The sequence below is a fragment of the Paraburkholderia xenovorans genome (genome assembly GCF_046030735.1).
Taxonomy (GTDB): Bacteria; Pseudomonadota; Gammaproteobacteria; order Burkholderiales; family Burkholderiaceae; genus Paraburkholderia; species Paraburkholderia xenovorans_A.
Genome location: NZ_JAQQBV010000048.1, coordinates 21,316 through 44,148 on the forward strand (window position 1 = coordinate 21,316; position 22,833 = coordinate 44,148).

General features: G+C 58.4%; 21 protein-coding genes and 1 tRNA gene. 20 read left to right on the top strand and 2 right to left on the bottom strand.

Annotation, left to right across the window (positions count from 1 at the left end):
• Positions 1–29: 29 nt before the first annotated feature.
• The 4 genes from PQQ51_RS30965 to PQQ51_RS30980 all read left to right on the top strand — a co-directional run bounded on the left by PQQ51_RS30965 (position 30) and on the right by PQQ51_RS30980 (position 4,091).
• Positions 30–230 carry a hypothetical protein gene (locus tag PQQ51_RS30965; RefSeq protein WP_408501006.1) on the top strand — a complete coding sequence of 67 codons (201 nt, stop codon included), beginning with the start codon at positions 30–32 and terminating at the stop codon, positions 228–230.
• Positions 231–300: 70 nt separating this feature from the next.
• Positions 301–1,704: an ATP-dependent RNA helicase DbpA gene (gene dbpA / locus PQQ51_RS30970; protein ID WP_408501007.1), complete on the top strand. Its 1,404-nt coding sequence runs from the start codon at positions 301–303 to the stop codon at positions 1,702–1,704.
• Positions 1,705–2,055: 351 nt separating this feature from the next.
• Positions 2,056–3,210, top strand: a complete 1,155-nt coding sequence (locus PQQ51_RS30975; RefSeq protein ID WP_408501008.1) for a pyridoxal phosphate-dependent aminotransferase — start codon at positions 2,056–2,058, stop codon at positions 3,208–3,210.
• An 86-nt stretch (positions 3,211–3,296) separates the two neighbouring features.
• Complete coding sequence (locus PQQ51_RS30980; RefSeq protein ID WP_408501009.1) at positions 3,297–4,091, top strand: ABC transporter substrate-binding protein; 795 nt, start codon at positions 3,297–3,299, stop codon at positions 4,089–4,091.
• A 176-nt stretch (positions 4,092–4,267) separates the two neighbouring features.
• Here the strand turns inward: PQQ51_RS30980 and PQQ51_RS30985 are convergent, their stop codons facing one another.
• Positions 4,268–5,014, bottom strand: coding sequence for a UPF0149 family protein (locus PQQ51_RS30985; protein WP_408501010.1), 747 nt, complete (start codon positions 5,012–5,014; stop codon positions 4,268–4,270).
• Positions 5,015–5,360: 346 nt separating this feature from the next.
• On the opposite strand from PQQ51_RS30985, the gene tssI reads away from it, so the two are divergent.
• The 5 genes from tssI (at position 5,361) to PQQ51_RS31010 (ending at position 12,149) form a co-directional block, all read left to right on the top strand.
• Positions 5,361–8,222 carry a type VI secretion system Vgr family protein gene (tssI, locus tag PQQ51_RS30990; RefSeq protein ID WP_408501011.1) on the top strand — a complete coding sequence of 954 codons (2,862 nt, stop codon included), beginning with the start codon at positions 5,361–5,363 and terminating at the stop codon, positions 8,220–8,222.
• A gap of 145 nt (positions 8,223–8,367) precedes the next feature.
• Positions 8,368–9,456: a hypothetical protein gene (locus PQQ51_RS30995; protein ID WP_408501012.1), complete on the top strand. Its 1,089-nt coding sequence runs from the start codon at positions 8,368–8,370 to the stop codon at positions 9,454–9,456.
• Positions 9,457–9,466: 10 nt separating this feature from the next.
• Complete coding sequence (locus tag PQQ51_RS31000; protein ID WP_408501013.1) at positions 9,467–11,323, top strand: glucosaminidase domain-containing protein; 1,857 nt, start codon at positions 9,467–9,469, stop codon at positions 11,321–11,323.
• Between the two features lie 126 nt (positions 11,324–11,449).
• Positions 11,450–11,812, top strand: a complete 363-nt coding sequence (locus PQQ51_RS31005) for a hypothetical protein (protein ID WP_408501014.1) — start codon at positions 11,450–11,452, stop codon at positions 11,810–11,812.
• A gap of 88 nt (positions 11,813–11,900) precedes the next feature.
• On the top strand, positions 11,901–12,149 hold the full coding sequence (locus tag PQQ51_RS31010; RefSeq protein WP_408501015.1) for a PAAR domain-containing protein: 249 nt from the start codon (positions 11,901–11,903) through the stop codon (positions 12,147–12,149).
• A 150-nt stretch (positions 12,150–12,299) separates the two neighbouring features.
• Here the strand turns inward: PQQ51_RS31010 and PQQ51_RS31015 are convergent.
• A tRNA-Ser gene (locus PQQ51_RS31015) sits at positions 12,300–12,392 on the bottom strand.
• 135 nt (positions 12,393–12,527) lie between these two features.
• On the opposite strand from PQQ51_RS31015, the gene PQQ51_RS31020 reads away from it, so the two are divergent.
• From PQQ51_RS31020 to PQQ51_RS31070, 11 genes are all read left to right on the top strand, one after another.
• Positions 12,528–13,895 carry a tyrosine-type recombinase/integrase gene (locus PQQ51_RS31020; protein ID WP_408501016.1) on the top strand — a complete coding sequence of 456 codons (1,368 nt, stop codon included), beginning with the start codon at positions 12,528–12,530 and terminating at the stop codon, positions 13,893–13,895.
• Positions 13,896–13,897: 2 nt separating this feature from the next.
• Positions 13,898–14,428 (top strand): ATPase, encoded by a 531-nt coding sequence (locus PQQ51_RS31025; RefSeq protein WP_408501017.1) that lies wholly within the window; start codon positions 13,898–13,900, stop codon positions 14,426–14,428.
• A complete protein-coding gene (locus PQQ51_RS31030; RefSeq protein ID WP_408501018.1) occupies positions 14,428–14,613 on the top strand; it encodes a hypothetical protein in 186 nt (61 codons plus the stop codon). The genes PQQ51_RS31025 and PQQ51_RS31030 overlap by 1 nt, the downstream gene beginning before the upstream one ends.
• A 184-nt stretch (positions 14,614–14,797) precedes the next feature.
• The gene (rhuM, locus tag PQQ51_RS31035) at positions 14,798–15,349 is read left to right on the top strand and encodes a RhuM family protein (RefSeq protein ID WP_408501019.1); all 552 of its coding nucleotides are present in this window, start codon (positions 14,798–14,800) and stop codon (positions 15,347–15,349) included.
• Positions 15,350–15,367: 18 nt separating this feature from the next.
• On the top strand, positions 15,368–16,336 hold the full coding sequence (locus tag PQQ51_RS31040; RefSeq protein ID WP_408501020.1) for a hypothetical protein: 969 nt from the start codon (positions 15,368–15,370) through the stop codon (positions 16,334–16,336).
• Positions 16,337–16,539: 203 nt separating this feature from the next.
• The gene (locus tag PQQ51_RS31045) at positions 16,540–16,821 is read left to right on the top strand and encodes a helix-turn-helix domain-containing protein (RefSeq protein WP_408501021.1); all 282 of its coding nucleotides are present in this window, start codon (positions 16,540–16,542) and stop codon (positions 16,819–16,821) included.
• 77 nt (positions 16,822–16,898) lie between these two features.
• On the top strand, positions 16,899–18,140 hold the full coding sequence (locus PQQ51_RS31050; RefSeq protein WP_408501022.1) for a DUF3987 domain-containing protein: 1,242 nt from the start codon (positions 16,899–16,901) through the stop codon (positions 18,138–18,140).
• A gap of 326 nt (positions 18,141–18,466) precedes the next feature.
• On the top strand, positions 18,467–19,669 hold the full coding sequence (locus PQQ51_RS31055; RefSeq protein WP_408501023.1) for a YagK/YfjJ domain-containing protein: 1,203 nt from the start codon (positions 18,467–18,469) through the stop codon (positions 19,667–19,669).
• A gap of 275 nt (positions 19,670–19,944) precedes the next feature.
• On the top strand, positions 19,945–20,364 hold the full coding sequence (locus PQQ51_RS31060) for a hypothetical protein (protein WP_408501024.1): 420 nt from the start codon (positions 19,945–19,947) through the stop codon (positions 20,362–20,364).
• 697 nt (positions 20,365–21,061) lie between these two features.
• Positions 21,062–21,343 (top strand): hypothetical protein, encoded by a 282-nt coding sequence (locus PQQ51_RS31065; protein WP_408501025.1) that lies wholly within the window; start codon positions 21,062–21,064, stop codon positions 21,341–21,343.
• Between the two features lie 100 nt (positions 21,344–21,443).
• Positions 21,444–22,833 (top strand): integrase catalytic domain-containing protein (locus PQQ51_RS31070; RefSeq protein ID WP_408501026.1); only part of this gene is annotated, 1,390 nt, incomplete at its 3' end.

The following is a 22,833-nucleotide window of genomic DNA, read 5'->3' on the forward strand; positions in this document are numbered from 1 at the left end:
ACACAATCGAATCGAGTTGGAGAATCAACGTGTTTACCTGTAGAAACCAGCCCTGCGGCGAGCAATGGGAACTGTCGGACGTCGTCATCAAGAATGAAGGGCAAGGGCTTCTGTTCCGTTGCCCGATGTGCGGCGCGCGCAATTACGTCGAGCGCTTCGACAGCGATGACGGTTCGGTGCTGTACGAACAGATCGAAGGCAAGCCTGCTACCGGCCCGATGGCCGAGTAGTGCTGCGCATTGAGCCTCTTAGTCTTTACAGCCCCTTTAGTCCCTTGAGCCGATTGCGAGCCTTCCCACTATGAACAGTCCCACACCCGCCGGCGCGCCCTTTAGCGAACTGGCGCTGCCCGCCGCGACGCTCGCCAATCTGACGCAACTCGGCTACGTCGACATGACGCCGATTCAGGCCGCCAGTTTGCCGATCGCGCTGGCCGGCCACGATCTGATCGCGCAGGCGAAAACCGGCAGCGGCAAGACCGCGGCATTCTCGCTCGCGCTGCTCGCGCGTCTGGACGTGCGCAACTTCGCCACGCAGGCGATGGTGCTGTGCCCGACGCGCGAACTCGCCGACCAGGTCACGCAGGAAATCCGCCGTCTCGCGCGCGCCGAAGAAAACATCAAGGTGCTGACACTGTGCGGCGGCACGCCGATGCGTCCGCAAACCGCGAGCCTCGAACATGGCGCACATATCGTGGTCGGCACGCCGGGGCGCATCATGGATCACCTCGAGCGCGGCAGCCTGCCGTTGCAGTCGCTCAATACGCTGGTGCTCGACGAAGCCGACCGCATGCTCGACATGGGTTTCTTCGACGATATCGCCACGGTTGTGAAGCAATGCCCGAAAGAGCGGCAAACGCTGCTTTTCTCGGCGACTTACCCCGACGGCATCGTCAAGCTCAGCCAGCAATTCCTCCGGAATCCGAAGGAAGTGAAGCTTGCCGAGCGGCACGACAATACCAAGATCCGTCAGCGCTTCTATGAGGTGACCGAGGACCAGCGTCTGCACGCGGTCGGTCTGCTGCTGAACCACTATCGCCCGGTGAGTACGCTCGCGTTCTGCAACACCAAACAGCAATGCCGCGATCTGCTCGACGTGCTGCGCGCGCAGGGTTTTCATGCGCTTGCGCTGCATGGGGAGCTCGATCAGCGCGAACGCGATCAGGTGCTGATCCAGTTCGCGAACCGCAGTTGTTCGGTGTTGGTCGCCACCGACGTCGCCGCGCGTGGCCTCGATATCGCGCAGCTCGAAGCGGTGATCAACGTCGATGTCACGCCGGATCCGGAAGTGCACGTGCACCGCATCGGCCGCACGGGCCGTGCCGATCAGGAAGGCTGGGCGCTGAGCCTCGCGAGCATGAACGAGATGGGCCGGGTCGGCAGTCTCGAGCAGGCGCAGAAGCGCGAAGTCGAGTGGCACAAGCTGTCCGAGCTGAAATCGGAAAGCAACGAACGCCTGTTGCCGCCGATGGAAACGCTGCAGATTCTCGGCGGCCGCAAGGAAAAGATCCGTCCGGGCGACGTGCTCGGCGCGCTGACCGGCGAAGCGGGTTTCGCCGGTTCGCAGATCGGCAAGATCAACGTGACCGAAATGTCGACCTATGTGGCAGTGGAGCGCAGCATCGCGCGCGAAGCGTTGCGCAAGCTCAGCGCCGGCAAGGTGAAGGGCAAAAAGGTCAAGGTCCGCTTGATGGACGAAGTCTGATCGTCGATGAGTTTCGACGGCTGCGACCGCCCGGTCGCAGCCGGTTTGGTGTGTTTCTTCGTAGATCCTTCGCCGTACATCATCAGATTACGTCATACCTCGGCAGTTTTCCTTATCCGCCGCGCAGCCTCCATTTCCCCCGTCAAACCCCGATTTCATTGCGTTAGCCGAGTGCTGCGCGGTCTCACGCGAGCCATGACGTAAACGCATGCCGCGCATGACAAAGTTTCGATTGTGACACCGCTTTGGCTGATGCCTAATTCATCGAACCGGACGGGAGCGCAGCGCATGGCTATGCGCGTTCCCGTTGATGGATGAAGCCAGCAACCGTGTTGCACGGGGAGAAAGTTTATGCAGAGCGCCACGCAAACCCGCTCGAAATTGCCAGACGTAGGCACGACGATTTTTACCGTGATCGGCCAACTGGCCGCGCAATACGACGCGTTGAATCTGTCGCAAGGCGCGCCGAATTTCGCGCCGGACGCGAAACTGGTCGATGGCGTTGCGCAAGCGATGCGCGCCGGCCACAACCAGTACGCGCCGATGGCCGGCATCGCCACGCTGCGCGAAGCGCTCGCCGACAAGGTCGAGACGCTTTACGGCGTGCGCTACGACCCGTCGAGCGAAGTGACCGTGATCGCCAGCGCGAGCGAAGGCCTGTATTCGACGATCAGCGCGCTCGTGCATCCCGGCGACGAAGTGATCTACTTCGAACCCTCGTTCGACAGCTACGGTCCGATCGTGCGGCTGCAAGGCGCGACGCCGGTGGCGATCAAACTGTCGCTCGACGACTTTCGCGTGGACTGGGACGAGGTGGCCGCCGCGATCACGCCGAAGACGCGCATGATCATCATCAACACGCCGCACAATCCGACCGCGACCGTGTTCAGCGAGGCCGACATCGCGCGCCTCAAGGCGCTGACGCGCAATACCGACATCGTGATCCTCGCCGACGAAGTCTACGAACACGTGGTGTTCGACGGGGCCAAACATCAAAGCATGGCTTGCGATACCGAACTCGCGGAACGCAGCGTGATCGTGTCGTCGTTCGGCAAGTCGTATCACGTGACCGGCTGGCGCATCGGCTATTGCCTCGCGCCCGCCGCGTTGATGGACGAGATTCGCAAAGTCCATCAGTTCATGGTGTTTTCTGCCGATACTCCGATGCAGTACGCGTTCGCCGATGCATTGGCCAATCGCGAAAGTTATCTCGGCCTCTCCGCGTTCTATCAGCGAAAGCGCGATCTGCTCGCCGACGCGTTGCGCGAATCGCGCTTCGAACTGTTGCCGAGCGAAGGCAGCTTTTTCATGCTCGCGCGCTTCCGCGGGTTCTCGGACGAAAGCGATAGCGACTTCGTATTGCGCCTGATTTGCGATGCGCGCGTCGCCACGATTCCGCTCTCGGCGTTCTATACCGACGGCACGGATTCCGGTTTGATTCGCCTGAGCTTCTCGAAGGACGACGCGACGCTGATCGAAGGCGCGCGGCGTTTGTGCGAAATCTGAGCGGCACGAGACCGCGCATTTTGCGCCGCAGTATGATCTCGCGCGTTGCTTGCTGTTACGACAATATCGAAGAGAAAGGACCTGCTATGAAATTGCTCAAGCCTCTATTTGCACTGGCCTGTGCATTCGCATCGATCGCGACGGCGCCCGCTGTGTTTGCCGCCGATACTTCGACACTGCGTTTCGGACTCGAAGCGCAGTACCCGCCGTTCGAATCGAAAGGACCGAACGGCGAGTTGCAGGGGCTCGATATCGATGTCGGCAATGCCGTTTGTGCCGCCGCGCATATGACGTGCAAATGGGTCGAGACCTCGTTCGACGGTTTGATTCCCGCGCTACAGGGGCGCAAGTTCGACGCGATCAATTCGGCGATGAACGCCACCGAGCAGCGCCGCCAGGCGATCGATTTCACTACCGTCGTGTATCGCGTGCCGAGCCAACTGATCGCGCGACGCGACAGCGGTTTGCTGCCCACGCAGGAATCGTTGAAGGGCAAACGCGTCGGCGTGTTGCAGGCGTCGATTCAGGAGACCTTCGCGAAGACGCATTGGGAGCCGAACGGCGTAACCATCGTGCCGTATCAGGACCAGAACCAGGTGTATGCGGATCTCGTTGCGGGGCGTCTCGATGCAACGCTCGTGCTGGCGCCCGCGGGGCAGACGGGTTTTCTGTCGAAGCCTAACGGCAAGGATTATGCGTTCGTCGGTCAACCGGTACGCGACGACAAGATCCTCGGTAGCGGCATCGCGTATGGTCTTCGCAAGGGCGATACTGCGCTGCGCGATCAGTTGAATGCGGCAATCGCGAAAGTGCAGGCCGACGGCACGGTGAAGACGCTGGCGGCGAAGTACCTCGGCAATATCGACGTGTCGGCGAAGTAAACCGATGTCGGCGCCGAGCGTGCCGTCGTCGAGGGCCAGTTTGTACGCCATGTAAAGCAGGGACGCGACGACGTTGACCGGACCGGGAGTAATCGACGAGGCCACTCTGCGCTTTGTGCTTTTTGCTTTTTGCACTCACGCGACAAAGCCGGCATGCGCCTCGCGATATCGTTTCCTCAGTGAAGCGTGGCCGCCGCGCCGCAGCACTTTTTGAATTTCTTGCCGCTGCCGCACGGACACGGATCGTTGCGGCCCACTTTCGGTTCGGCGCGCTGCTTCACCTCGGCAAGTTTCTGCTGTTGGACGGCGAGCCGATGGGGGACCCAGTAACGGTAGATGGCGGCAATGCTGGCTGCGATCTGTTGAGTGAGGGCTTCGACCTGTTGCGGGCTGTTGGCGAATTCCAGTTCTTCTTCGGTGAGGTCTAGCGCGCCCATCAGGCGGAGCGGTCGCAGCCATTCCTCGCCTTGTACGGAATCGAACAGCGGCTGCCAATCCTGCCGAACCAGCATCAGACCTTGCCAGAAGCCCATGGCCCACGCTTCTCCGTCGATGAATTCGCGGTCGTTTTCGTCGGTGCGGGCGTAGCTGAAAACCGGTTCGAACTCGTCCGGTTCGTGTTCCATCACGGTGATGATGCCGTTCATCTGCCGCAAGATCAGACCGAGGATGTGCTGGGCTTCCTGCGGTGTTTCGAAGTCGGGCGTTGCGTCCTCGGTGGTGCCCCACACCCCCGGCAGCCAGTAGCTCGGCGGTAGGGTGGTCGGGCCGATCGCCAGAGCCGTCAGATAGCCGTCGAGGCCGTCGATCGTGAGCGTTTCGTCGGAGGTCTGGTCGGAGACGAGGAATTCGTCGAGTTCATCGAACTCTTGTTCGGAGAGTGGCGTGCCCAGATCGGCGGGGGTGAGTCTGGATTTGGACATGGGGGACTTCGGCGCGTTGGATTGTGGGTGGCGATGGTACACCGGGGACGTTGGAGCGGCCCTCCTTGCATGCAGGCAACTGGCAGAAATCCATTGGCGAATGAGCTCCGATTCTTGGCGAAGAATATCGTCATAGCCAATACATTCCTCACCGATATCCGTATTGTCGGTTCTAAAAATGATTATAGGAAATTAATTCCTGTGGCGATTATTAGGCAGATTTGGGAGGAAAAAATTTCCTCGAAAGACTATTAACATTTTCTCCTCAATTTTTAGGTAGAATCCGTAGCCGCAAATGGGGCTGGATAATCATCTTCAAAAAATTAAATGAAGAAAAGGGTTTGTGATGAACGCGCAAGACCTTGCTGCAAGCATCTCGGGGGGATTAGTCCAGCAGGATCGCTTGCTCAAACTTGACACTCCGCTGGGAAGCAGCGTGTTGGTGCCGCAGCGCGCCATGGGTCGCTCACGTCTCGGCCGGCACTTCGAATTCACGGTAGACGCTGTATCCACCTCGGGTAGTCTTGAGCTAAAAACGCTAATCGCACAGCCGGTCACGCTCTGGATCCAGCAGTCGGACAAATCCTATCTGCCGCATCACGGTCATGTGCATACTGCACGTCGGCTCGGCTCCAACAGCGGTTTGACGAGCTACCAGTTCACCTTTGCGTCGTGGATGCACTTCCTCAAGTTCCGCCGTGACCAGCGCATCTGGCAGGACAAGCCTGCTGACGAAATCATTTCCGACGTGTTCGGCACGCACCCGCAAGCCCAAGGGATGTTTCAGTTCGCGTTGTCCAAACCGTTGCCGGCCCGCTCATATTGCAGGCAGGACGAGGACGACTGGCATTTCGTGCATCGCCTGCTCGAATCCGAAGGGCTCTACGGCTTCTGGCAACAGTCGAAGGACGGAAAATCGCACACGCTGGTGATCACCGACCGTCTGCAGACGCTCGAGCCGATGTCGCCCGCTACCGTGAAGTTTTATCGGGCAGGTACCGGCAGTGAAATGGACGCGCTCACGCAATGGTCCGGCACTCGCACGCTTCAGAGCACCGCGCTCACCACCCGCACGTTCGATTACAAAAGTCCCTCCACGCGTTTCAATCCGAAGGGCACGAGTGTGCCGACGATGCCGGATCAAGGCAGGTTGCCGGATCAGGCCGAAGTGTACGAATACACGGGTGCCTATACCTACGCCAAACAGGAGCGCGGCGACGACCTGTCTCGAATCCGGATGGAGGAATGGGAGTCGCGCGCCAAACGCTTTCACGGGGTGGGCGGTCTGCGCGGCGTCGACGCCGGGCTTCGCTTCACGCTCAGCGGCCATCCCGATCACGATCGCGACAACGCAACTCAGCGCGAATTCGCTGTCGTGGAAACGGCGTGGTCGATCCAGAATAATCTGCCGGTCGGCAACGGGTGGCCGGAATTTCCGCACAGTCTTCAGAATGCCCTATCGCAAATGCGTGAAAGCCGCGGGAACGAAACCCAGTTCAAGGTTTCGCATGCTGACGGCTCCGAAGGTTTTTATCGCATCGATATCGAAGCGCAACGCACCAGCGTGCCTTTCCGCAGCCCGCTCGAGCATAGGAAGCCCGAAACTCATCTGGAGTCGGCAATCGTTGTCGGCCCTAAGGGTGAAGAGGTTTATACGGATGAATTGAATCGCATCAAGGTCCAGTTCATCTGGGATCGCGAGAACGGTGGCGACGAACGCGCGTCGTGCTGGGTGCGGGCCGCACAGTCGGATACTGGCGACGGCTACGGCGGCGTTCATATGCCGCGAGTCGGCGAGGAAGTGTTAATCGACCACATCGGCGGGGATTGCGACCGCCCAGTCGTGATATCCCGCCTCTATAACGGCGCGGCCAAGCCGCAATGGCATTCGAACGGCTTGCTGTCGGGATACCGTTCGAAGGAGTACGGCGGTAACGGCTACAACCAGATGGTGATGGACGACTCGACTGGTCAGAACCGCGTGCACGTGTATAGCAGCAGTGCAAGTTCGCATCTGCATCTCGGCTATCTCGTCCAGCACAGCAGCAATACCCGCGGCGCCTATCTGGGTAGCGGCTTCGATCTGAAGTCGGAAGCCTATGGAGCCATCCGGGCCGGTCAGGGCCTGTTCGTCTCGACCCATCCAGCCACTGCGATCCAGCCGCTCAGCGCAGGGCAAGCGAGCGAACAGTTGGTCAGTGCGGAGGCGCTGATTGAGAACCTTTCGCAGGCCAGCGTCGCGAATCAGGCGGAAAGCCTGCAACCCGGCCAGGATGCGCTGAAGGCCTTCACCGATTCCACGCAACACAGCCTCGCTGGCAGCGCGTCCGGAGGCAGGACGGCCGGCGGAGGCACCGGCAATGCCAACGGTTTTGACAAGCCGATCATGTTGATCGCAAGCCCGGCCGGTCTCGGGCTGTCGACGCAACAGTCCACCCAGATAGCGGCCGACCAGCATGTCAATGTGGTGAGCGGGCAGAGTACGCACATCGTGTCCGGCAAATCGTTGATCGCCAGCGTGACAGAGAAGATCAGCCTGTTCGTGCAGAACGCCGGCATGAAGCTGTTTGCCGCGAAAGGAAAAGTCGAGATCAAGGCCCAGAGCGATGAAATGACACTCGCCGCACTGAAGGACCTCACGATTACCAGTTCGAACGGCAGGCTGGTATTGACCGCATCCAGCGAAGTCTGGATCGGCGCGGGCGGTTCGTACATTCGCATCAACGCAAATGCGATCGAGAACGGCACCCCGGGGCAGATTCTCGAACGGGGCGCTTCTTGGGAAAAGCAGGGACCGACGAGCGTTCAGCAACAGCAGCAGGAATTTTTCGAAAGCCAGAAGCCGCTTCAGTTCAGCCAGCAGGTGTTCCTCGACGAAATACTGCACAAACCCGAGGGCGCTGCCACGCCTGTGAACTATAAGTTCATCGACGACACCGGTGCGATGATCGGCAGCGGCCTGATCGACGAAAGCGGCAAGACGCTGCGAGCGTTTACCGATGCGCCAAAGCCGATCAGGACCGTGCTCGATCTGAATCAGGGTAAATGGACCACGTTGCGTTACGACGAGCCCTTCACGCTGTCGAGCAATGAAACCGACAAGGCCGATGCCGGCGTTTTCGATTATCCAGACCACGAAACCAGCGACGGCACCGTCGATCACGGCGATGACCCTGCCGAATACGACGACACCTCGACCGAAACGTGACACGCTTAAAACGGCGCGCGCATCATGCACTCGCCGCCGCGCGATCATCAGGTTTCGACGACCAATCAGTAAAACCAGGGTAAAGCAATTGATCAAGCACAGTCTCATACTTTCTACGTTGGTGGGTTGTCTCGCCAGCGTGGCAATGACGAATGCCGTGGCGCAGTCGGCCGCTACAGCCGCGACGGTCGATATCCCATTGGCCGCGCCGCACGGTTTTTCCGCGGCGAATATCAGTCCGGTGGGCAACGGACAGTTTTGCGTGAGCGGATTCGTCTACGACGATGCGGGCCCCAGTGAGTCTGCGTATGTCCTGCTGGTCGACACCAATCGCCGCCAGGTCGTATGGCGCACGCCGATTCCGTACGCACGCGATCACGTAAGCAATACCGCCACGCGTTGCCTGAGCGACGGCAGCGCGTATTACGTCGTCACGCAGGAGCATACGAACAGCTCGGAGTCGCTCAATCAGACGCGTGTGGTCATCAACAAGATCTCGGATAAGGGCGCGTTGCTCAAACAGCAACCGGTGAAGACCGGCTTCGACGAATGGTCTTATTTCCTCGATGTACAACCCAATCTCGTGTCGGTCGGTGGGGGCACCAGTGCAACCCTCGATCGGGGCGGAAACTTCAGCACCTTCGTCGCGCAATTCGACGCGAATCTGAATCCGACAAAGACTGTGAAGCTGGATAACGGTGCGTTCTGGACCGGCTCGAAGGCAAGACTGGACGGCGATTCGTTGCTCGTGTCCGGTGAATTCATGCCGAACAAGGGAGCGTCGGCGGGCGGACATGACGCATTCGCATCCGCGAAAATCGATCTCGGCCGAAGTCGCTACACGTGGGCCAGCTATGCGTTACCGAACGACACCCAACAGGCCACTGCGATTTTCACGCCCGATGGCGCGACTTATACGGTCGGTCTGACGGCGACCGATCTGGCGGTCTCGGTCGTCGATCGCACGGGTAAGGCGGTGAACACGTTCGCCGTCAAAAAGCCGCTTTGCGGTCTCGACGCAGCGACTTTGAACGGTCAGCACATGAAAGTGATCGGTTCGGCGTGCAAAGGCGATGCGGCGGTGATGGTGGATATCGACCTCGCGGGCAAGACCGCGTCGGCCGCCCGTCAGCTCGATGCAAATGTAGTGGCGCCGCAGTTCGACGATCAGTCGTGGGTGGCGGTGGTCGGCACCAAGGCGAACGGCAAGGTATTCAGGCGCAACGCACAGTAGAGAGACAATCATGGCGCACACGGAGTATCCCTACGAAAAAAAGCTGGCCTTCATCCAGGATCTCTATTGCCCGGCACGACAGTGTGCCGACGAATCTGGATGTTCGTGGCAACTGATTCTTGCGCAGGCGGCGCAAGAGACCGGTTGGGGTGAAAAGGTTTTGCCCGGAACGAACAACGTCTTCAATATCAAGGCGAGCCCCGACTGGGACGGAGAGCAGAAGACTTTTCGTGTGTGGGAAAAGGTCAATGGCGAGAAGGTCTGGGTGAACGCGCCGTTCCGGGTCTATCCGACGGTGCTCGACAGCCTGCGCGACCGCCAGAAGTTCCTTAAGGACAATTCGCGTTATGCGCGCGCCGGTCTTTACAACCCCGAGGTCAAGGGCGACCTCGTCAAGGAAGCGCAGGCGTTGCAGCGCGCCGGTTACGCCACCGACGAAACCTATGCGGCCAAGCTGAAGGAGGTGTTCGACGGCAAGACCATGCAGCGCGCGATTGCCGCCGCGAAGAAGCAGGGGTGCAAGGGATGCCTGCCGACCATCAATGTGTATATCCGCGATGCGGCCCGAGTGGAACTCGCCAACACGAAAGTGAAGGCTTCGCAGGGCGGCAATACGCGCGAGATGGTCACCGACAACACCGGACACGTGCAGATTCAGGCGGCGTTGTCGGGCGGTCAGATCTCGATCGAGGTGTGGTCGGAGCACGATCACAAGTGGATCGCCATCGACGAGAAGATCACGCCGACGTCTCCGCCGACCGCCGTCACATTGATCGGCCCGACGCTCGTTATCGATTCGTCGACCCAGCATCATGAACCGGTCGCGGCAACGGTGGCGCCAGCGAGTACGGCACCTGCGTCGACACCGGCAGCCGCCACTGCCGGCGAGGCGTCGACCCATCCGGCAAACGGCAAAAGCGGCGGTGGCCACGATGCTTCGCCCGTCGCTCTGGAAAGCTACACGATCAAGAAAGGCGATTCGCTCAGTCAGATTGCCAAAGCGCATTCGACGAGCTATCTGACGATCGCCCGCCTGAATGGAATTGCGTCGCCTTACTATGTGTATCCAGGGCAAGTGCTGAAAGTGCCGAAGCAGAAATCGGCAGCGCCGGTGACTGCCGCGCAGCCCGTTGCTGCCCAGCCTGCCGCGCCGCCAGCGGCAATCCCGCATGCAGCGGCAGCGCAGCCGACTCCCGGTGCAGCGCCCGCTGTTGCCGGTTCTGCTACGGTGTCCCATGCAACCGCGCCGCTGCTAAGACCCGACAACACCGTCCACGCGGTGCATCATAGAAACGAGACGGATCATCCGCAGACCGACGTGCTGAGCGGCCGCCGCGCGCCGTGGATGGCGATCGCGGAACAGGAATTTCACGTGGGCGTGAAACGCCGTGGTGGCGCGCATCCCGATCAGCACATCGAGGAATACTTCAGCGCGACCTCGCTCGGACGGCAGCGTTCCGACAATCTTGCGTACTGCGCGGCCTTCGTGAACTGGTGCATGACGCGTGCGGGTTTTCGCGGCAATAACAACGCCGGAGCGAACAGTCTCGCGACGTGGGGAAAGTCGACACAAGGCAACAAGCCGGCATATGGTGCGGTCGCGGTCGTGCACATTCCGCCGCACAACAGTCCACACGTCACGTTCGTCAACGGCGCCGCCGCATTCGATCCGAGCGGCAACGTCGTACGGATCGCGACGCTCGGCGGCAATCAGGGCCATGCACATGAGGTGAGCATGAGTTCCGTGCCGGTGTCGTGGGTGGTTCACTATCGGTTCCCATCCGACTATGTAGAATCGCCCGAGGATTACCATCTGACGCACGCGGTTACCGACAATGCGCAGATGACCGCATCGTCCACCCATTAAAAACTGGAATAAGGCAGTCGTCCAGAGATCGATCATATGAACAGAAAAATTTCTTTTGCTTACTTGGCCGCGTTCGTGGCCGCTGTCGCTTTCACGAGTGGCGCTGCATTCAGCCAGACAGTTACTTTGAAAGCCGATTCCGCACAAGGCACATTGACGTTGAAGAAAGGCGCCGCGGGCGCGGGCAGCGAGAAGACTTACGCGTATGTGTTTGCCGTCACCACGGCCCAATGCAAACTGACGACTTCCGGCACCGCGAAGTTCTATCGAGCAACGGACGGCACCACTGACTCGGCCTATCTGCCGGACGGCGACAACGTCAAAACCAACCAGTTTCTCGACAAGAACGACATCGGCGACATCATCATCACGATGGACGTCGAATCCAAACGTCCGAAGTACGCGAACGTGATGGTGAGAGACCCGAAACCCCGGTCCGACGGCTGCTTCAAATTCAAAGACGGCAGCTACGAGTTCTACGGGAAATGACGGCGGCGGCATGCGCATGAGTGCGCGGCCGGCTTCGCACTGAAGGTTCCGGCTTCGGTAGACCGTACAACGAGGAGCATGTCACACGATGAATCTGATTCGCTTGGGTGACGATACCGATCATGGCGGGAAGGTCATCACCGCGTCGCAGACGATGCAGTTCGACGGCCGGTTTGTCGCGCGCAAGGGTGACGAGGTGTCCTGTCCGAAACATGAGGACGTCAGGCCGAACGTGATTACAGAGGGAGACGAGTCCATCACCGATGGAGGGCTACCGGTTGCGCGCGACGGTCATCAGGCGACTTGCGGCTGTCGCCTGATTTCGAGTGTGGCGTAAGAGCTTTGGGTCAATGAGGACGTGCCGGTATGGCAGCCGAGACTCGGGGCGCAACGGCCACCGTCGAAAAGTTGCGGGTTTCGCTACCGCAAATCGCCCGGCGAAAAACAAAAGGCCGGTTAGCTTTCGCTAACCGGCCTTTTAAATACTTGGTGGGGCGTGAGTGACTCGAACACTCGACCTACGGATTAAGAGTCCGAAAGAGATCGTATTTATTGATGTTGATCGAGTGCTATGTAACCCGATCAGTTCATTATGCTACGGTGGTTCTGCATGGGGACGCACGGATTTTTTGTTGACCGAAGATGACTCATTTGTCCATAATCGGGTTACATGGCGGTTACATGGATGGCCGTGTAACCCGATTAAGGACACTACATGGCAAAGGTCAATTTCACGTCGGCCAGGGTGGAGGGTTTTCGTTGCCCCTCAGACAAGTCCCAGGCTTTCATCTGGGACAGCCGATCGCCGGGGCTCGGTCTGCGTGCGACGCAGGCAGGAGCCAAGTCATATATCTTTCAATCGAAGATTCACGGGCAGACCGTCCGCGTCACGATCGGCGACCCGCGAAGCTGGTCAATTGACAAGGCGCAGGAAGAGGCTCGCCGTCTACAAACGCTCGTCGATAGCGGCGTCGATCCGCGCGAGCATCGTGCTGAACAGCAAGCCGCCTACGAGGCCCGACGAACGGACGCTCGTCGGAGAGACGTAACGTTCGGCGAAGCATGGGACGAATACGTCGAGGCCCGCAAACCTTTCTGGGGCCAGCGTCACTATGACGATCACATCCAGCACGCGGATGTTGGTGGTCGCCCCCGGAAACGATCCAAGGAAGTGACGGTTGCCGGCCCGCTTGCATCTTTTCGGACGGTCAAGTTGCCGGAGCTGACCGGGAAACGGATCTCGGAATGGATGCTCGCGGAAAGCGAAGCTCGTCCGACGATGACCGCACTTTCATTTCGGCTGCTTCGCGGTTTCATCCGTTGGAGCCACGACACTCCAGACTATGCCGGCATGATTCCCGACGATTCCTATCGAGCGAGAGCTGTGAAGGATGCGGTACCCACTGTCAGGGCTGCGGAGGGCGACGGATTGCAGCGCGAACAGCTGGCGGCATGGTTTCGCGAGGTTCGTGCGATCGGGAACCCGGTTCAGAGTGCGTATCTCCAGGGGTTACTGATCACTGGACCACGTCGTGAAGAACTGGCAGCACTTCGCTGGGACGACGTGGATTTCAAATGGCGCAGCTTGGTCCTCAATGACAAGGTCGAAGGCACAGGTGGTCGTACCATCCCGCTGCCACCATATTTGGCAAGCTTGTTATGGAATCTGAAGGTGCTTAACGAAGCTCAACCGACGACGCTGCAACGAGAGCGGATGGCGCAGCAAAATGAAACGTGGGCGCCATCGCCGTGGGTATTCTTCAGTCCTCGCTCCGAGGATGGCAAGATTGCTGAGCCGCGGATTGCCCACAATAAGGCACTTAAAGCTGCGGGCATCCCGCACGTCACCATACAGGGGTTACGCCGCTCGTTCGGCACGCTTTCGGAGTGGGTTGAGTGTCCGGTCGGCGTGGCCGCACAAATCCAAGGGCACAAACCGACAGCGATTGCCGAGAAACACTATCGCCGCCGCCCGCTCGACCTGCTGCGCCTCTGGCATGACCGGATCGAGGCTTGGATGCTGGAACAGGCAGGGATTCCATTTACGTCACCCTCGGCCGCTGCCGGCGCGGAAGGTTCCTGAGTATGGAAACAGATACCGCAAACAAGAAGGTCATCATCATTGCCGGTCCCAACGGAGCCGGCAAGACAACATTCGCTCGGTCGTTCCTGCCGGCTGAGGCGCAGCTTCCCCGTTTCGTGAACGCCGACCTGATCGCAGCCGGGCTTGCTCCGTTTGCGCCGGAAACCGTGGCGATCAAGGCGGCCCGGCTGATGCTGGAAGAAATAGCGCAGTACGCGCGACTCCGCGAAAGTTTCGCGTTCGAGACCACCCTGTCAGGCTTGGCATATCTCCGGCACGTCCGGCTATGGCGAGCACAGGGTTACCGTGTTAGCCTGTTTTTCCTGAGCCTGCCTGATGCGGAAACCGCTATTGCGCGCGTGGCCGAGCGGGTGCGCCAAGGCGGCCACGATATTCCCGAGCTGGTCATCCGTCGGCGGTTTGCTACCGGCCTGAAGAATTTCGAGCAGCATTACCGTCATGCGGTGGACGACTGGGCACTGTACGATAATTCCGGTGATACACCCATCATGCTGGAGTGGGGAGAGAACTGATGAAGCAGCAGGACCTATCCAAGGCCAAAAACCCGGATTTACGCGCATCGCTTGCCGCCATGCAACGCGCGGCTGAACTCGCGCGCCGTACAGCCTTGCAGACCGATACGGCTATCGTTGTGGTGCAGAACGGCAAGCTGGTGCGTATTTCGGCCGAGCAATTACGCAACGGGCAATCGACGTAAATTGCACTCTTGTCGTGAGCGGTACTGCTATCGACCAGCAGTACCCATGTTGATTTTTGCCCCTCTCAATTGCGAATAGCCATGCGCCGCCCACGCGCACTTCGAGCTGTCCTTTCCTATCCGCAGCCGCAATACTTCGGGCGCTTCCGTAACGCAACATTGCGACAACGCATGTCGTTTTCTGATGCCCGACACATTAGTCAAGCCCATCGACTATGACGTGTCGGCTCAGGCGACTAAACTGCACTGGGCCATCCACGGGCAGACGATGGCCGAAGTCGTGTATCACCGTGCTGAAGCAGGCAAGGAGCACATGGGCCTGACCACGTGGACGGATGCGCCGTTGGGGAAAATTCAGAGGTTCGATGTGTCTGTCGCAAAAAACTATCTCACTGATGCTGAGATGGCGCAGCTGCAGCGGTTGGTGTCGGCCTACCTTGATCTTGCAGAGGACGTGGCTTTGGAGGAAATTCCCATGACCATGCAGGATTGGGAGACGCGCTTGAATCGCTTTATCGAAGCGACCGACCGCGAGGTATTGCAGGATGCTGGCCGTGTTACTGCCGAGATCGCCAAGGCGCATGCTGAGAGCGAGTTCGAGAAATACCGAATCGTGCAGGACAGATTGTTCGAGAGCGATTTCGATCGTGCGGTGAAGCAGATCGACGTTGATTCTCCACGTAGAGGTGAGGACAAGCCTCGGCGGATGCGCAAGAAAAGAGACTACGATGTATAAAACGACCAACTCAGACACATGAGCCAACGAAATATTATTCGTGTTGACCTTCCGTCGGACGAACTGATCGACGCTTGGGCCTTTGTTCGCATGATCGTTGAAGCATCGGTTCCCGCCATGAATCCTGCTGCTACGGGAATGGACTGCATTGTCGGAAAGCGATTAACGCTATCTGCCGTTCCTGGTATGGGCTGGATCACGTTTGCCGAGCAGGAATTGGATGATGCCGATCGACAGTATCTATCGGGCATTCTTCATGCGTTACCGACGCTGCGGCTTCCGATTACTGACGATCTTGCCGAATCCTTTCTTGCAGCCTATCGCGCACGCGCTGACCGACGAGCGTGGGAACCTGTGCCGATTACGGAAGTTCGCTATCTAGCGGAACAAGAAAAAATAGTCACACTCCGGCGTGACGCTGGGTGGCGACATCGCGAGACCTTGCAGAAGCTATTGAACGAGGGGCATCTAATTGCGTATGCGGCGGGAAATGTTCCGCTATCCGAACTCCTTGTGGGATCAAAGATCCTGCGTGAAGACGCAGCCGCATATCTGACGCTTTGCCATATCGACTACGGCAACGGCATACAACCAAGTTCCTTAGCAACGCTTGCCGTTAGTTCCATATCGAATATCCCGGGTTCGGCTGAAGACATACAACGAGCACTTCCCCAGGGGCTGACCACACCGGAGATCGAAGCCGTTTTTTTGGAAATCGGGCAACGCGAACTCGAGTGGGCTCGAGTGACCGAATACGGATGGGCGGCACCGGCGTGCATGAAGCCAGGCGGGAAGGGGCGAGGCAACGCTGCACGTTGGAATCCCGTGTCACTCGCGACGCTCGCTATTGGTAAGCACAAGTTTTCGCTTGACAGTTTTGCTCGCTGCTTTCGCAAGGGCGAAAAGGAGGCTCGATACGCGAAGCTAGTGCCATGGCTAGATATTTGGCGCGAACAGGAAGAGATACACCGGTGGTACAAGAAATAAATCCCAGACAAAAATCCCACTGCTACGTGGCGTTCACACAGCAGTCGATTGATTTTTAAGGGGAAAAATTCCGGCGAAAATCCCGGAATTCATACTGTTTCATAGAGTCCGCTCCAAGCCGTCAACGCCGATCTTGCTAGATCGACACGGATGGCCCGGCGTTTTGCGAACCGTCTTCTCGTTCGCAGCTTGGAGAGTTCAATATGCAAAGCAACAACCCGGTGATCGAACCTGATCGCTTCAACACTGCAGCCACCCATCACACGGCTGCGGTCATCCCATCGCAAACAATCACCGCGCCGGCATTCCTGTCCATGCCGAACTGGACGGTTGACGAAACCGCTGACTTTCTTCGCTGCCAGGCGCAGACCATCCGCAAAGCGATCTCGCAAAAGGGCAATTTTCATGATTTGAAGCCGTACCGCTTCGGTCGCCGCTGGTATTTCCGCGCTGCCGACGTGCGTTCGATGCTGGAGGCTGCGTAATGTATACCTCCTATCGTCGCGGCTTCCATCTGCCGATCGATGTCAGCCGTTTTCCGAGCGACGCCTTCGAAGCGAAGATGCGCTCGCTCTACGATCCGCTGCACTCGGTGGTTGGCATCCCATCCAAGGTTGTCGGTCCGATCGTGCTGCATGCCGGTATCGCCTATGCGAATCCCGTGGCCAGCATGGCGTCGCCGAACGGCCGTATCGGTGTGTTCGGCATTAACACCATGGTTAGCGGCGTGTCCGGTTGCGGCAAATCGGAAGTTAAGAACTACGCCTTCGGCCCTATGTTCCAGTTTCAGCGTGATCAACTAACCCGTTCCGCCGATGGCCGGCCGCGTATTCAAACGCATGTGCTGAACAACGCAACCATGCCGGCCATCATCAAGGCGATGACCGAGTATTCGATTGGTAACGAAATCGACGACGAATTCACCTCGTCGCGCACCGGCTCGATGACGCAGCACGCGAGTGTTCGTAACCAGCTATATGACGGCCATACGTTCACGGTTGATCGCGCCACTTCGGGCCGCTTCATTCTGCACGATCCGCGCTTCACAAGCATGGTGCTGACCCAGCCGCACGTCCGCATCGCGTTTGACGAAAAATACGGCATCCGTCTGCGCACAACGGGCCTCGCGACGCGAACGCAGTTCTCGGAATACGACGGCGCCCCGGTTTCGCTGAATCAGGTCGAAATCGACACTGCTATGTGGGACACCAACTGTCGTCGTTTGCAAGATCTCTGGATTGACATCATGGGTGAGCGCATGCGTCGCGGTCTCAAGAAATATCGCCCGGACGCGATTCGCTTGCTCAAAGAGATTCGCGACAACTATCAGCAACGTGGTCAGCAGGACGGCGATCTCGCGATGCTTCCGGAACACGCTGCCCGTCAGCCCGAAAACATTCAACGTTTCGCAGCTGGCATCGAGGTGTTCGAAGGTCTCACCGGCGATATCTCGGCCGAGACTGTGGAGCGTGCCGCGACCATCGGCTTCTGGTTTACCGAACAGTACAAGCTGCGCTTCCTGCCGAAGCAGGAAACCCCGCAGGTACCGCGCGAGCACCAGGAGGCGATGTATCTTGAACAGGTTCTGCACGAGGCTGCGCGCCGTACCGGCGAAGGTATGGTCAAGCTGAAAGACCTGCTGAGTTTCGCACCGAACTTCGGCATGACCAAGGCGGCCGTACAACGCGCCCTGATCGTGTTGTGCTCGAACGATCGCACCCGCATCGTCAAGAGTCAGGGCAAGCCGGACTGGGTCGCATTGAATCCAATGTTCTTTCCGGTCTTCCGCTGGCCCGGCAACTGATCGTACCCGCCAGTGCAATCCGCTGTCATCGTCGTGCCGGTGAAAAGATATTTCTGTATATGCCAACGCGACGTTGACTTCGAAAAGAGCAGCGGAATCCGATCGTCAAGGTGGGGAGATTCTTGAGATGTATTGGTCAATTGATTCTGGTTAATTGATAGGATGGCTTATCAAATAAAGATAAGTTATAGATCGACACTCGTAAGAGATGGAGATCTAACAATAACATCAACAACCGCATGGCGCGTCTGTCACACGCCATGCGTATTCCCTGATCAACACCGCTGATCGTTGTAAGAGACAGCAGCGAATGAGAGATAACGAAGATGAAAGAAAAAGAGAACTGGCTGGAAGTTGAGAAGAATAGTTGCCTTACGGAAGAGGCTGAGAGTCTCCGTAGCGTTCAGAGCTGCGTCTACGATAAGAGCGGCAAAAAGATCCTGCTCAGTGCCAGCACGCGCAGTTTGCCCATTGTTGTGCGATTCGTGAATCAGGTGTTCCGTACGAAGAGGGTACCGTTCAAGTTCGTTATCGAACACCGCAAGAAAAAGGCGGTACCGGCATCATCACTCGCGAAGTACTTTGACCTGCTCCGTATGATGACCAGTCTGTATTCGCGTCGGTTTTACTATGCGCCGGCGCTCGCGCTCTTTTTCGATTGTTTTGCGGATCATGACATCTGCCACTGCACGCTGAAGGATCCGAATCGTCCGGCATTCAATGGTGGTCTTGAAGCAGCAGTGTTCAATGACTTTGTGAAGATGCTGCGGGAGGAAGGCATTCGTGTCAACGTCACGAAGAAGATGAACGACTGGCAGAACGCGATCGATGAGAACGCCAAGCGCTTGACCCGCTACGTGGATGCCTTGTTCGAGCGTCACGCCCGTCTTATGGTCGTCCGTGTCGACCTGCTCTACAAAATCGCGTGCCTTGACGAGAAACAAATCGAAGCGTCAAAGCAGACGATGGTTCGTGAAGACCGGGACGATCTCTGGTTTTTGTATGGTGACAAAGAGATCAAGTTCGACGCGCTGGAAACGCAGGCGCGCTTTGACGTCAAGGAGCTGATCGAGGATCGCAAGCATCTGTTCGAAAACATGCGTTCGAAGCCTTCACTGTTCGAGCACATGGTCGGTTACGTCTGGCGCATTGAGTGGTCTCGTATCGGCGGTTATCACCTGCATGTCGCGTTTTTCTTTGATGGTTCGAAGGTGAAGAAGGACGCGTGGTTGGGCGATCAGATCGGTCAATACTGGGTCGATGTGATTACGACGGGGCGTGGCATCTACCACAACTGTAACCGCTTCAAGGCGCAATATGGCGATCTGTGGGGTATCGGCGAGGTGAACTATCACGACACGGAAAAGCGCGCGAAGCTGATGCGTGCGCTCGGGTACCTCGCAAAGCGTAGTCAATACGTCTATGTGAAGCCGTCGGTTAAATGCAATTTGTTCAGCACCGGTCACATGCCGGCTCAAAAGCCTGCGGTTGGTCGTCCCCGCAAGAAGGGCCGGGAGGTGAGCGCGTAGGCCGGCCGATCGGCTCCTCGAACGCGGGTGAAACTGCCGCAAGGGGGATACCCGAAATAACTCTTTCCCTTACCGGGAAAGGCGTTCCGGCTTCCCCCCGGGGTACGGTAGCTTGCCCCCCTCACTTGCCTGATCGACGTCGGACGTTCGATCAATCGCTTGTCGTAAATGCGTCAATGGGGCGCACTTGCGGCGTCAACAAATCGTCAATACCGCATGCAACTGCATGATCTCGATGGTCACGGCGCATTGGACAATTTTTACGGAGAAGGATAATGCAAGGGAACCACAGCACGACAATGAGTGAAGCGATGGCGCGCGGTCAGCGACATGTTTCGGGGAAACCTAGCGCAACTGGCGCAAGCAAAATCGACATCGAAATGTTGAAGGCGAAGCTGAGGGAATACACACCGCTGAGGGAGCCGTCGAAGTTCGACGTCGTGCGCGCCATGTTTGAGATCCTGGAGGAAAAATGCGCCGCGGGTGCAACCTACGTGCAACTTGCCGCATACCTGAGCGCGAACGACTTTGATATCCGTGAACAGACGCTCAAGACGTTGATGTCGAAGATTCGTACCGAAATGAAGGTCAAGCGCATCAACTGCCCGTGCTGCCAGACCAACGTGCCTGAATCGCAGATCTCGGAGGAGTATCGCCTGTCGGTTACCCTGGAAGATGATGGTCACGATGTGTAAATCTCGGTTGACTCTTCGAAAGTAGTTGATTGATCCATTTCGCATTGTCGCCGCGAATGAAGCGCCTCAAGTTTTGGTCGGACGTTGCCGTTTACAGTTCTGTCGCTATGTCGTCATTCAATCAACGCTGCGTCGAAATTCGAGCGTATGCGTCGGGTTGCTTTGATCATGCGATGTGATGAACGTCCATGGAGACTCAAAATGTCAAAGAAGGAAAGTGGCGCGGCCGAAGTTGCGGGCGCGGTAGTCGGCGGCAGCGTTGGTACGGCGGCAGGTGCTGGTGGGGCGGTTGCGGCGGTATCAACGCTCGGTACTGTCGCTGGCCTGAGTGCGCCAGGCGTTACTTCCGGCTTGGCTGCGATTGGCGGCTTGGTGGGGGGTGGCATGACGGCAGGTATCGTCATTACAGCTGCGGCTCCGGTCGCGGCGGCTGCAGGCTTGGGCTATGCCGGGTACCGGTTAGTAAAATGGATGCGGTCATAGTCCGCTTGGAGCCTGTGAGATATTCAAGGTGAGATCAGGGTCGCGCTCATGATGGCCGCGCCGCGCCGCGCCGTGCTATTGCGGTAGCGGCCTCGGCCTCGCGGCCCTGCTTTACCTTGCGTGGTCGGCATGCGCCGCGCCCTTTCGCGTCGCCGAGATCCCGTGTTTCACCGGCGCAGGCGCCGGAGGAGGCGTTGTAGGCCCGCTCCTGGTGATGGCGCGTCTCGCGCATAAATCCGCCGAGATCGCCTCGCTACTGCTGAACCTCGAAGGTGTGCTGACCGCTGTCATATGGATCGCGCTTCGTGAGAATACCGACCGCTGGATCGTGGTCGGCATGCCGGCCACCGTCGCTGGCAGCGTGCCGCTCTTCTGGCAGGCTGGCGCCTCGGGCTTGTCGGTTGTATTGATGGCGCTTGCGTTGATCATCACGCGATCCAGGGGGGGCCGCCAGAGTTGGGACCAGCGCGGCCAACTACGGCCGTTGGCGCATTGACTCACCAAAACTGCAACTTTCGCTGACCTGTTGCCTCATGTAGTTTGCTACCGGTCGGATTGTCCGGCAGGAGCGGCGCGAGGTGACGAGGCAAATCAGCATGACGACACGCAAGGAGTTGGTTGCAGCATTGCAATTGCGGTATAACAGCGCGGCGTTCGGCGACCGGATCAAGATTCTCGACGAGTTCGTAGCTTTGACTGGGTATCACCGCAAGCACGCCATACGGCTGCTGCGTAAGAAAGCATCCCCTACGCAGGGGACGCCCGCACGGAATCGTCTCTATGACGAGGCAGTGCGCCAAGCATTGATTGTTTTGTGGGAAGCGGCCGATAGGATTTGCGGCAAGCGTTTAAAGGCGCTGATTCCAATGTTGGTTGATGCCATGGAACGGCATGGACACCTTGACCTGGATCCCGTGGTCAAATCGAAGCTCGTTCAAATCAGCGCGGCGACCATCGATCGTATGTTGGCCGATGCGCGTTTGCACATCGACGGGCAGCGCAAGCGCCGTAAGGGCGTAGGTGCAGCCATTCGACGAAGCATCCCGGTGCGCACATTTGCTGACTGGCGCGATCCGCCACCCGGCTTCTTTGAAATCGACATGGTCGAACACTGCGGTGGCCCGAAGACCGACGGTGACTTTGTTCACACGCTCACGTTGACTGACATCGCCACCGGCTGGACAGAATGCGTGGCCATGCGAGTGCGTAACCAGATGCTGGTCATTGAAGCGTTGGACAAAGCGGCGGTCGATCTGCCATTTGCAATGCTTGGGGTGGACTCGGATAACGACAGCGCGTTCATGAACCAGAGCGTCTTCGATTACTGCAAGGGACGAGGTCTAGTTCAGACGCGCTCGAGAGCCTACAAGAAGAACGATCAAGCGTGGGTGGAGCAGAAGAACGGCTCTATCGTGCGTCGGTTGGTGGGCTATGGCCGACTGAGTGGCATCGATGCCAGGAATGCCTTAGCGCAGCTGTACGCATCATCGCGGCTATACATTAACTTCTTCCAACCCTCGGTCAAGCTAAAGTCCAAGACGCGCGATGGCGCACGCGTGCACAAGGTCTACTTCGCGCCCGCGACGCCGTGCGATCGGCTTCTGGCGCACGACAGCATCGAACCCGCTATCAAGGAGAAACTGAAGGTGCAGTTCAAAGGTCTCGACCCTGTGCGACTGCTGCAAGAGATGCGAACAGCTCAGCAAATATTGAGCGATCTCGCTGCCCACGGAGTGCGTGCCGAAACGGTATCTGCTGACGCATCGGACGTTGCAGTCTTCCTCGCAAACCTCTCTGTGGCGTGGAAGGACGGGGAAGCACGACCCACTCATCGAAAACAGCCAGCAGCGAAACACTGGTGGAGAACACGAGTCGATCCGTTTGCCGACGCATGGCCGGTTATTGAGGGCTGGTTGATTGCTGAACCCTCTGCGTCGGCCCGAGCAGTGATGAGTCGACTTGCCGCAATGGTGCCAGACGTCTATG